12 protein-coding genes and 1 tRNA gene are annotated in these 11,126 nt (G+C 59.5%); 8 read left to right on the forward strand and 5 right to left on the reverse strand.

The window, feature by feature from the left end:
* Positions 1-380: 380 nt before the first annotated feature.
* Both WBV42_RS14810 and WBV42_RS14815 read right to left on the reverse strand, forming a co-directional pair.
* A complete protein-coding gene (locus tag WBV42_RS14810; protein WP_423986718.1) occupies positions 381-1,559 on the reverse strand; it encodes a M24 family metallopeptidase in 1,179 nt (392 codons plus the stop codon).
* Positions 1,560-1,891: 332 nt separating this feature from the next.
* Positions 1,892-1,965, reverse strand: a tRNA-Tyr gene (locus tag WBV42_RS14815).
* A gap of 128 nt (positions 1,966-2,093) precedes the next feature.
* On the opposite strand from WBV42_RS14815, the gene WBV42_RS14820 reads away from it, so the two are divergent.
* From WBV42_RS14820 to ftsZ, 3 genes are all read left to right on the forward strand, one after another.
* Positions 2,094-2,627 (forward strand): double zinc ribbon domain-containing protein, encoded by a 534-nt coding sequence (locus tag WBV42_RS14820; RefSeq protein WP_423986719.1) that lies wholly within the window; start codon positions 2,094-2,096, stop codon positions 2,625-2,627.
* A gap of 182 nt (positions 2,628-2,809) precedes the next feature.
* Positions 2,810-2,989 carry a ribbon-helix-helix domain-containing protein gene (locus tag WBV42_RS14825; RefSeq protein ID WP_066143663.1) on the forward strand — a complete coding sequence of 60 codons (180 nt, stop codon included), beginning with the start codon at positions 2,810-2,812 and terminating at the stop codon, positions 2,987-2,989.
* Positions 2,990-2,992: 3 nt separating this feature from the next.
* Complete coding sequence (ftsZ, locus tag WBV42_RS14830) at positions 2,993-4,180, forward strand: cell division protein FtsZ (RefSeq protein ID WP_423986720.1); 1,188 nt, start codon at positions 2,993-2,995, stop codon at positions 4,178-4,180.
* A 36-nt stretch (positions 4,181-4,216) separates the two neighbouring features.
* Here the strand turns inward: ftsZ and WBV42_RS14835 are convergent, their stop codons facing one another.
* Positions 4,217-5,398, reverse strand: coding sequence for a PQQ-binding-like beta-propeller repeat protein (locus tag WBV42_RS14835; RefSeq protein WP_423986721.1), 1,182 nt, complete (start codon positions 5,396-5,398; stop codon positions 4,217-4,219).
* Positions 5,399-5,661: 263 nt separating this feature from the next.
* On the reverse strand, positions 5,662-6,630 hold the full coding sequence (ncsA, locus tag WBV42_RS14840) for a tRNA 2-thiolation protein NcsA (RefSeq protein WP_253234240.1): 969 nt from the start codon (positions 6,628-6,630) through the stop codon (positions 5,662-5,664).
* Between the two features lie 381 nt (positions 6,631-7,011).
* Between ncsA and WBV42_RS14845 the strand changes: the two genes are divergently transcribed.
* From WBV42_RS14845 to WBV42_RS14865, 5 genes are all read left to right on the forward strand, one after another.
* The gene (locus WBV42_RS14845) at positions 7,012-7,800 is read left to right on the forward strand and encodes a hypothetical protein (RefSeq protein ID WP_423986722.1); all 789 of its coding nucleotides are present in this window, start codon (positions 7,012-7,014) and stop codon (positions 7,798-7,800) included.
* Positions 7,801-8,063: 263 nt separating this feature from the next.
* Positions 8,064-8,594: a hypothetical protein gene (locus WBV42_RS14850; RefSeq protein WP_223301896.1), complete on the forward strand. Its 531-nt coding sequence runs from the start codon at positions 8,064-8,066 to the stop codon at positions 8,592-8,594.
* Positions 8,595-8,620: 26 nt separating this feature from the next.
* Positions 8,621-9,307, forward strand: a complete 687-nt coding sequence (locus WBV42_RS14855) for a ubiquinol-cytochrome c reductase iron-sulfur subunit (protein ID WP_082837794.1) — start codon at positions 8,621-8,623, stop codon at positions 9,305-9,307.
* A gap of 86 nt (positions 9,308-9,393) precedes the next feature.
* Entirely contained in the window at positions 9,394-10,701 is a 1,308-nt protein-coding gene (locus WBV42_RS14860) for a cytochrome b (RefSeq protein WP_423986723.1), read from the forward strand.
* A gap of 3 nt (positions 10,702-10,704) precedes the next feature.
* Positions 10,705-10,890: a hypothetical protein gene (locus tag WBV42_RS14865; RefSeq protein ID WP_423986724.1), complete on the forward strand. Its 186-nt coding sequence runs from the start codon at positions 10,705-10,707 to the stop codon at positions 10,888-10,890.
* 4 nt (positions 10,891-10,894) lie between these two features.
* Here WBV42_RS14865 and WBV42_RS14870 read toward each other — a convergent pair.
* Positions 10,895-11,126 (reverse strand): hypothetical protein (locus tag WBV42_RS14870; RefSeq protein ID WP_423986725.1); only part of this gene is annotated, 232 nt, incomplete at its 5' end.

The raw sequence follows: 11,126 nt of genomic DNA on the forward strand, positions 1-11,126 counted from the left end.
CAGCAGTGCGCCCGCGCGAGGGACGACGAGCGTGAGCGAGGAGTCGGCTGGGGAGGTCTGTGGGCGGTGCGGTTGCGGTGCTATCGTTTGGGTGTCCTCGTGAACGGAGTGAACGAGGGCTCGTCAGAGCACAGCTCTGACGGTGGGTTGAAAGGGGCCGTCCGTTCGCGTTTACGTGGTCGTCTGTGCAGGCTACTATTCTGGTCGGACTGTGCGGAGAGGCCAGAATATCCTGCACAGCGACCGCGAGCGGTCGGGGGCTTTCTAGGTCTTCTTCGTAACTACGGTTGTAGAAAGACCAGAGCAGGAGCCGTCTCGGGGCAAATTCAGTCAGAACCAGGATCCGTCAATGTCACGCACTCGTCGTCGCCCTCATCGTGCTAGCGGATGATGTTGGATTCCAGGTCGCGCGGGAAGTAGGTCAGCATCTCCGTCCCGTTCTCGGTAATGGCAACCGTGTCCGAATGCCGATAGCCGTACGTGTCGGTGTACAGGCCGGGTTCGATGGTGTAGACGTGGCCGGGTTCCATCTCGGCGTCGTCCGCCTCAACGTGGTCGGTCCAGCCAGCGTCGATGTACGGCGGTTCGTGACCGCCCATGCCGATGTTGTGGCCGACGTGGTGGCGCGCGAGGTCGGCGACGCCCTGCTCCTCGAAGTAGTCGGACACCTGCTCGTCCACGGACGCCAGCGGGACGCCGGGGCCGAGGGCGTCGATGGCGATGGTCTGGGCTTCGAGCATCAACTCGAAGTAGTGGACCTGCTCGTCGTTCGGTTCGCCGACGAACATCGTGCGCTCCAGTTCGGAGTGGTAGCCATCGACGTTGGCCGCGGCACCCGTGATGAGCACGTCCCCTTCCTCGATTCGGCGGTTGGCGGTATGGCCGTGGGGCAGGGCAGTCTGTGGACCGGTGATGTAGCCCGCGTGGGCCGGGCCGCTCCCGCGTGTGCGTGCGACGTACGTGTCCCCGAGTGTGTCGAGCATGGCGCGGGAGGCGTCCGTGGACGCGCGCTGGCTGACGGTCGCGGGATGAGCGCCCGGTTCGGTGTAGTCCGCGAGGTACTGGTGGGCGAGGTTACCCCACTTCGCTGACTCCCGGATCAGGTCGATTTCGGCGTCCGACTTCGCCCAGCGCATGCGGTCCACCCACGCCTGTGACTCGACTTCGACGTGTTCCGAGAGCGCGGGACCGCTGTAACCCATCACACCCGGCGCGCCGTCGGCATCCGCCACGACGGATTGTACGCCGAGTCCCGACAACATCTCGGCGGCCACCTCGATCGGTTTCCCACCGGGATAGTCGAAGTAGTGGTGGACCGCGTCGATATGGGGATTGGGCTGGACGCGCTCGACTTCGAGGCGCGGCACCGTGATTTCCACATGGTCGTCGGTGACCGCGAGGACGACCGGGCGCTCGGTCTGGATGTGGTCGAAGCCGGTGAGGTATTCGATGCTCGTCGCGCCGAACCAGACGCCAGCATCCACACCACGGTCGCGTATTCGGTCGCGCACGTCCGAGAGACGCGCTTCGAACTCGGAATCGGGAAGCCGTGTCGACATGCGATGTCGTTCACAGGAGCGGCCTAAAAGCATTGACGTGCCGGAAACCGAGGAGAAACCGAAACGAGCCGTTTCTCGTCCGATAATGGCTACTTAACTCGATTTCGAGTGGGAATTTTTCACTATCCAGTAGGCGTGAGTATGTCGAACGACGCCGCTCTGCTCGGTCGGATTTTGAGAGAAAGTCCGCCCACCGATTTTGTAGAACAAATCCGCCCTCCCCGATTTGAACAGCACGAGACGTTCCTGCTCGCTACGCTCGCGGGCATGCGACTCGTTGGCCCAAATCGATCGGTTGGACGTTCCACTGCTCACGTTGTTCGCAGGAAAAGTCCGCCCTCCCCGATTTGAACGGGGGACAAGTCGATCTACAGTCGACTGCTCTACCAATCTGAGCTAAGGGCGGGCACGCACTTTCACCTATCCGCGTTGCGGACTTAAGAATTATTATTCGGCTTGGCGCGTCCGACGGACGGAAGGTTCAAGTATGATAGACACAGTGTATCCGGAAACGGATCTATACGAGTGATCGAGATGAGTAAAATTACATTTCGCGCGGACGACGACCTCGTCAAGCAGATCGAATCGCTCGACGCTTCGAAGAGCGAAGTGATGCGCGAGGCGCTCCGCGAGTATCTCGACGGTTCCGGAAGCGAGGGCGAGGAGCCGACGCTCGATGCAGTAGTCGCCGACCGCGTGGACGAACTCGTCGACCAGCGACTCGCCACGGACAGAACACCTCGTGGCGACGGACGGGACATCAACGTCAACGTCACGCTCGAAGGCGCGGGCGCGGGAACGGCAAGCGCGCACCAGGAAGAAGAATCGTCGACGGTCAAGACGGAAGAACACGTCGGTTCGACGCCCACCGACGCGGCCCACGCCGAAAACACGTGCCAGCAATGTGGCGAATCGCTGGACGCGGACCACGTATACTGCCCGAACTGTGGCGAGAAAGCCACACATCGCGTGTTCTGTGACTGCGGTGACGAGCTGCGCTCCGATTGGGCGTTCTGCCCCGGTTGCGGCCGACGAACGCCGTCCGCAGACGTTTTAGACTCGTCGTAAAACGATTGTTTTACAAACGCCGTTAATTATATATGCCGTGGCTATGTGGATACTTCTACGTAAGACGATTGTCTTACGCCATCTGAATACGGTCGAAGCCGGGTGTCTCGGCCGCTAAAACGGCGTAAGACGGACGAAACAAAACTACCGCATGTCGTCTTACCAAACAAGGGGAACCAACTATGGAGCGCGTGACACTACGAATCCCAAAGCAACAAATCGAAGAAGTCGAACAGATGGTCGAAACCGGCGAATTCCCGAACCGCAGTGAGGCGATTCGGGCAGCAGTGCGGGATATGCTCAACGAGCATGAGAACGCCGGGACCGAGACCACGAACAAGCGCACGTGGGCCAAGGTATAATCGATGCAGGATATCGTTCAAGAAGCGCTGGAAAACGCCGAAAGCGAGCAGCGTGAGATGGAAGCAGTGGACACGGGCGACGAGTTCGGCGACCCACGAATCGTCATCGTCGGCTGTGGTGGTGCGGGCAACAACACCATCAACCGACTGTATAACATCGGCGTCGATGGCGCTGACACGGTTGCCATCAACACTGACAAACAGCACTTGAAGATGATCGAAGCCGACACGAAGATCCTCGTCGGCAAATCCCTCACGTCCGGTCTCGGCGCGGGTGGCGACCCCTCGATGGGCGAGCGTGCGACCGAGATGGCACAGGGAACGGTCAAGGAAGTGCTCGGCGACGCCGACCTCGTCTTCGTGACCGCAGGTATGGGTGGCGGCACCGGTACTGGCGCCGCGCCAGTCGTCGCAAAGATCGCCAAAGAACAGGGGGCAATCGTCGTGGGGATGGTCTCCACGCCGTTCAACGTCGAGCGTGCCCGCACGGTGAAAGCCGAGGAAGGGCTGGAGAAGCTCCGCAACGAAGCGGACTCCATCATCGTCCTCGACAACAACCGACTGCTCGATTACGTCCCGAACCTCCCGATCGGCAAGGCGTTCTCGGTCATGGACCAGATCATCGCCGAAACCGTCAAGGGGATTTCGGAGACGATCACACAGCCGTCGCTCATCAACCTCGACTACGCGGACATGTCCACCATCATGAATCAGGGCGGCGTCGCCGTGATGCTCGTCGGTGAGACACAGGACAAGAACAAGAGCGACGAAGTGGTGCGCGACGCGATGAACCACCCGCTCCTTGACGTGGACTACCGCGGCGCGTCCGGCGGTCTCGTCCACATCACGGGTGGTCCCGACCTGACGCTCAAAGAGGCAGAGGGCATCGCGGCCAACATCACCGAACGGCTCGAAGCGGACGCCAACGTAATCTGGGGCGCTCGCATTCAGGAGAACTACAAGAACAAGGTTCGTGTCATGGCCATCATGACCGGCGTCCAGAGCGCACAGGTGCTCGGCCCGACGACACAGAAACAAGCCGACCGCTCCCGACAGAAGATGCGCGACGTCGACGCACAGTCGTACGACAAGGGTAACGACCAGTCCGAAGGGCGTAAAACGTTCGGCGCTCAGAGCGACGGCGGCCGGAGCGAACTGGAGAAGAACAACGGCCTCGACGTTATCCGATAACTGCTTCGCCTCATTTACTCTCGTTTTCTTCTGTTCTCAGTGCAACGCCAGCAAGTGGTACGATTCTTCCCCCGTCTGCGCGACGACGTACAACACGCCGTCATTGAGCACGGGACCGGGACCCACACGACCATGGAACGATTTCTCGAACCTGAGTGTGGGGCCGCCCGAGAGAGGCCCCGTCGATGGTGTCGGGTCGAAAGCGAACAGTTTGTCGCCGCCGACGAAGAGCGTATCACGACCGAGAACGGGCGCAGTGTAGCGCCAGTTACCCGTATCGCGTTTCCAGAGTTGGTCGCCGGATTCGAGGTCGATGGCACGTAATCCGCCAGTTCCCGACGCGTAAAGATGTTTCCCGACTGCGAGTCCACCGTTCGCCCACCCGGTCTCGACGTGCCAATCGACGTTCAACCGTGGCGTGCGCTCGGTTCGGATTCCGTACGTCTTACTGTCGAGACAGTTGACGTAGATGCCGTCCGTATCGGCCGTTGGCGGTGCCTGTGGTTTCGAAGGCAGTTTCCACTCCGCGTACCCGGTTCCGTCTCTGTCGAGCGAGTACAGTTTCCCGGCCTCGGTCGTGACCGTCAAGCCCGTCATACTGCACAGTGGCGACCCGAGAATGGTACCGAACAGGCGACGGGACCACGCGATATCGCCCGTCTTCGCATCTACTCGGTAGACGGTTTCACCGACCGGGACGTAGAGATGTTCACCGCCAGCGGTCGCCGGTGACAGAACCACTCCGCGGGCGTCGAACGTCCGTTTCCATTTCGTCTCCCCGGTTTTCGCGTCGAGTGCGAGAAGACGGTCGCTGTCTCCCACATACACCGTTCCGTCGCGGACGAGTGGCGTCGAATACGGTTCGATTTCCTTCGTCCACAGTTCGCTGCCGTCTCGAACGTCGTACACGTCGAGTCGGTCCGGAATCGAAAGGAAGATCCGACCGTTCGAAACGATCGGTTCGTCGTACATCAACTGCGGAACTTCGACACGCCACCGCTCCGAGACTCCATCGACGGGGGCCTTTCCGTCGCTGATGCTTCGGGTATTACTGGCATTACAGCCGAAACTCGACCACTCGCCGTTCGCTCCGTAAATGTGTCTCGTGGGGTCCGGTTGTTCGTCCACACCCGCTTTCGACGGGTCGTCGGCTTTCGTCATACATCCGGTAAACATCGTGGTCACACCGAGGGCAAGAAACGTCCGTCGGGAGGGCATATCCTCCGTGTTGATCGATGACATAATAAGTTTTCTCTGGCGTCACGACGGATCGAAACTGAATATCGTCGGTCGCCTCTCGATTGTCAACTTCCACCGCATCCAATGACAACAAGTTGGTACGAAATCTCGTAACATCGTTCACCGTCGGTCACCGAAGCGTGTACGACACACGGGAGACGGAGTGAAAACATGGAACTGAGAACCGGACTCGGCCCGTGTCAACCACCCCGTTTGGGAAGGGAGGTCGAGATGAGGTCGAATTACGCCGCGTGGATCGCATCCACAAGTGCACATTTCCGACAGACGTCCCGCGTCGTGGCCGCACCACAGCGTTCACACTCGTTGAGTTCGCGCTTTCCTTCACCCGCACCGAACTCGTCCGCCGCGAGTTTGGCGAGTTCCTCGTAGCCAGCCATGATGGAATGTCGCGTCCCCGGGTGATTCTCCTCAAGTGAGAGCATCAATTTCTGAATCTCGCCACGGTACGCCTCGCTGGAGTGGGGACATTCGGTGATGTGTGCCGGGAGGTTTTCGAGGTGTGCGTACAGGGCGACTTCCTTTTCCGGCACGTCACGCAGCGGTTTCGCTCGGGGGACGAACTCGTCCTGTTCGCTTCGCTCGTCGAACCCCGCCAGACTCGCGTCGAAATGCTTTGCGACCTGTGCGACGTCCCCTTCGAGGAAGTTCATCAGTGCGGTTTCGGCTTCGTCGTCGAGGTTGTGCCCGGTGAGGAGTTTGTCCGCACCGTACTCCTCGGCGTACTTCGAGAGCAGGTCGCGGCGGAAGACGCCACAGTACGCACAGGCGGCCATGCTTTCCGGGTCCTTTTGAACCACGTCGTCCATCCGGAGGTCGAACTCTTCCTCGTAGGAGACGACCTCGTGGCGGATGTCGAGGTCGTCGGTGAGTTCGAGACAGGCGTCCAAGCTCTTGTCCCGATATCCTTCGATCCCCTCGTGAATCGTCAGCGCAAGGAGTTCGATCCGCGGGTCCTCGGCGAACGTGTCGTGGAGAATCTTCGTGAGGACGACGCTGTCCTTGCCACCCGATAATCCGATGAGCCACACTTGAGGGTCATCGGGCGTCGCCGAAGCGGGCAAGAGGTCGTCGTCACGGATGCGTCGGCGGAGTCGTTTCTCGACCGACCGACAGAAGTGGTCGTCACAGAGGTGAAGCCCCGAATACGCGGCGTGCATCACCGCCTCTCGGTCGCACTTATCGCAGTCCATTACGTGTCGCTTTCGTCGCGGGCCGTTTCACGGTTTCGCTCCGGTATAAATCGAATACTGCGATAGTAAATCGGCATGTTCGTCGTCGATCTACAACGAAATCGGAGAAGCGGACGCCACTCGTAGCCCAAGGGCAAGTTCCCCCAGTGATCAGCTACCACGCCGTTTTCAGTGGGGTCAATGCGGAATTAAGTAGTGAGGTACCAATTTATTTCTAGCGAATAAATATAAATTTATATTCTGTATATCTGTATCTGGGTCAAAATACCGATGACGGATACCAACCGTACTGACCGACGATCGAGTTTCAATCGACGTTCGTACCTGAAGGCGGTCGGAGCGACGGGCGCTCTGACGTTCGGAAGTGGAGTGGCCGGCGCCATGTCGTCACCGACGGACTATGTGTACGTCCCGCACGGGAAGAGAGTGCGGACGGAGAAGGTAGTCGCGCACGAGGACACGAATCGAATGGTGTCTCCGGCCGACGTTGCAACGATGCAATCGGAGCCGGAAGTGACGTCACAGCAAAACCCCGAAGTTCCCGACGTCCACGAGTGGCTCGCGTACACGCTCGGAACGTACAACTCCAACGATGGAAACGGGTTCAAGCGATATCAGGGATACTTCGTCGTTCCCACGTCGCCGCCCACCTCGGGAGACGTCGACTTCCTCTTCCCGGCGTTCGAGGACGCCGATTACACGACTATCGTACAGCCGGTCCTCCAGTGGGACTGGGGTTCCTACACCGACCAGTGGACGTACTCGGCGTGGTGGGGTCCGGACAGCAGCGGCGCGTACCACCACGGACCGGTCAAGGCGGCCGACCCCGGCGACACACTGTACGGTTACATGAACGTCGACAGTTCGAGCGGCGGTCAGTGGTACATCGAGATGCAGAACATGGACAAAGGCACCTCGTCCAGCGTTTACTCGGACTACCTCACGCTCGACTTCACGCACGCGTTCACAACACTGGAAGTCGCAGCCTACAACTGGGGACGCTGTGACCAGCTTCCGGGATACACGACGTTCTACAACCAGGCCTTCGAGAACTTCGCGGGACAGAGCGTCGGCGTCAATTGGAGCGGGATCGTCAACTCGAACGCGCAGTGTGACGTCAGTGCGACGGCGAGTTCGTCGAGCGAGACGACGATCCACACACCGAACTGATCTGCGAAGCGTACAGTTCGAACTGCGAACGTATTTTTGCGGTCCGAAGACCTCTGGGACAAGTATTTTTCGATACGATTCCGGCTCCATGGCAAAACAGGCAAGTAAATGCGACCAATACGCTTAGATAACGTCACAGAACCGGCACTGAGAAGGGGCTCGAATGGCACCGTTCCGGTACGTGTCACTCGATAGCCGTTTGCTGATAGTAAACCATGAAAATTGAACGCGAAACAATAATCATCCTGCTGCTAATAGCCCTGGTGCTTGCACCGGTTTGGTATTTCTCGCTCGCAGCTGGCGAGGAGAAATCCCCGGTCGTCCTTAGCAGCAACAAGGGAAGTATTGCACCAAACGAAACGTTCCTGCCGACACCAGTAGAGGTCGGCGAGTTCGCTGCCGGTGTGGTCTCGTGGGCCGCACTGTTCGTCCTCGTCGGGATGTTATATTACACGAATCGATTCATCCGAGTTATCGGTCGGTCGAGCGGTTCGATAGCGACGGATGGGGGAATAAATCTCAACCTCCCATCGTACTTGACCAGCGATGGCCGATGGATCGCGGACTTCTGGCCCGCGGAGTATAGCACTCCCGGCATCATCGGGATAGCGCTCACGGCGTGGTCCACGGTCGTGTTTGCTGCTCTCTTCGGACTGGAAACGTTCGGCTATGCACGGACACAGTTCCTCGGCATCTACGCTGGTATGATGTTTCTCTCGATCGGCGCGATGACTGCTATCTACACGACGTGGTTCATTCCGGATATGGTCGTGGTCGAGGACCGCAGTCACTGAATGGAACAACACAGGAAATCTGAACAATGACCAACGACGATTCCAACAAACCAACGGATGGATCGAACGAAGAAAACGAGGTGCCCGACGAGCGGCAAGGAAAGCTCGTCGAGCGCGAAGAGGGCGGATACGAATACCAACCTCCGGAAATGTCCCGACGAGCCGTCGCGACGTGGCTCGCAGGTATCGGTGGCGCTGCCGCAGTCGGCAGCATCGCCGTGAGCGCCGTCGCAGCGCTGTCGGATGCCGGTGTCGGTGCTTCGCGTGAGAACGTCTACGTAAAGGGAACCCACCTCGTGGACGAAAACGGCAAACGAATCGGCATCGATACCCTCAAGGAAGGATCCGGGGACGAAAAAGTCGTACTTCCGGAAGCCGAGAAGGGTAAGCCGCTCGAAACGGGTGACGCACCGACCCTCCTGGTCCGGTTCTCCGAGTCGAAGTACAAAAAACCGACCAACGTCGACGGAACGGTCAAGGGATACGCCGCGTATTCGATGGTCTGTACCCACGAGGGATGTCTCGTCTCGCAACGGGAAGGGGACGGTTTCAAATGTCCGTGCCACAACAGCGTGTACGACCCGCTCAAGGGTGCGGAGGTCACCGGTGGTCCCGCACCGCGCGCGCTTCCACAACTCCCCATAGGTGTCAGTAAAGATGGAAAGCTACTCGTCGCCACCGGGCCGTTCGACGGCCCAATCGGACCACAGTAACGGAGAAAGAAATGTTAGATCCATGGAAAAAACGAGACCGGAAATCGGCTAACGATCAATACGCGGGTAGTCGCGTCTACACCTGGTTGGACGACCGACTCGACCTGCAGGACGGCATGTTGGGCAAGGCGTTCCCCGAGGACAAATACGGGTCGTTCCTCCTCGGAGAGGTCGCGTTGTTTTCGTTCGTTCTCCTCTCGCTGACTGGGACGTTCCTCGGACTTCTGTACGCGCCCGTGGCAACGAAGGGAATGGAGTACTCGGGACAGGTACAGTCCTATACCGGAAAAACCCTCCCCGGTGCGTTCGCGTCCGTCCTCCGAATCAGCTACGACATCCGTCTCGGGATGTACTTCCGGATGATGCATCACTGGGCCGCGTACCTGTTCATCGCGGCCATCGCGCTCCACATGTTCCGGGTCTTCTTCAGCGGCGTCTACCGCAACCCGCGCGAACTGAACTGGATGGTCGGTAGCGTCCTGCTCCTGTTGGCGTTGGGTGAAGGGTTCCTCGGTTACTCGCTCCCGTACGACAACTTCAGCAAGACGGCGACTTCGATCGGGTTCGAAATCACGAACACCATACCGGTCATCGGTGGACAGTTAGTGAAGTTGCTCTTCGGTGGGGGCTTCCCCAGCAACGCGGACGTCGTGTTACCGCGGATATTCTTCCTCCACGTGTTCCTGCTTCCGGCGGCCATCGCCGCGCTCATCGCGGTGCACATGGGACTGCTGATCCGCCAGAAGCACACGGAACAACGTAGCGCGAGGGACGAAGTCGACGAGATCGAGGACAAGGACGACAAGAGCATCGTCGCTGGCGTCCCGCTCGTTCCGAACCAGGCCGCGATGACGGTGATCGTCTTCTCGTTCACCACGGCGGTCATCTCGTTCATGGCGGCATTGTTCCCCATCCAGCGGATCGCCATCACCGGTCCGGCGGACCCGCTCTCCACCCCGCCCGGTGTGGTTCCGGCGTGGTTCCTGATGTGGGTGTACGGTATCCTCAAGGTCGTCCCGAGCGGCTTGGGGTCGCTCGGCCGGTTCCTCGGCGGGGTCATCATCCCGACTATCGTCATCGGCGTCCTGGTGATCTGGCCGTTCATCGACCGGAGCACGGAACAGATCACCTTCGCGGTGAACCCACTCGACCGTCCGGCACCGACAGCGGTCGGTGTCGCGGCGATCACGTTCATCAACCTGACGTCGCTGGCCGGGATGAACTCGCAGATCGCGGAGACGTTCGATACCACGATCGGCGCGCTCGGAACGCCGCTCCTCGTCCTCGTCGTCGTGGTGCCGATCCTGTACGGAATCATCGTCTACTTCATGCTCCGTCGCCGACTGGAGCGAAAGGGTAAGACGACGGCAGCACAGATACAACCCGGAGATTAACCGATGGCAGTCGCTCTCCCACCACGACAGTATCGCGTGGTCGATTGGGGGTCGAAACTGGTCGGTATCATCGCCCTCGCGGCGGGGTTAGAACATCTCTTCGGGTCGCTCTCGATACCGGTTGCGGTACTGGGATTCATCATCGGCATCGCAACCGTCTTCATCGACGTCGACGGAACCGACGCGTAACTATTCAGCTGTTTTCGGAAACGGACAACACTTGTCGAATACGAACACCGACGAGCCACAGCACACAGCAGCCGAGAATGACGATACCGACGATTCCGGTGAGGCTCGACACGAAGAACAACTGTGCGCTGAGGATCGCTTTCCCGGTGTATTCGATAGCGACGCCCGATGCCGCGATGAGAAACGAGACTCCCCAAAGCGCGATACCGGCGATAGCTATCGCCGCGATTCGTGGG

Origin of the sequence: Haladaptatus sp. (genome assembly GCF_049589095.1) — an archaeon.
GTDB lineage: Archaea > Halobacteriota > Halobacteria > Halobacteriales > Haladaptataceae > Haladaptatus.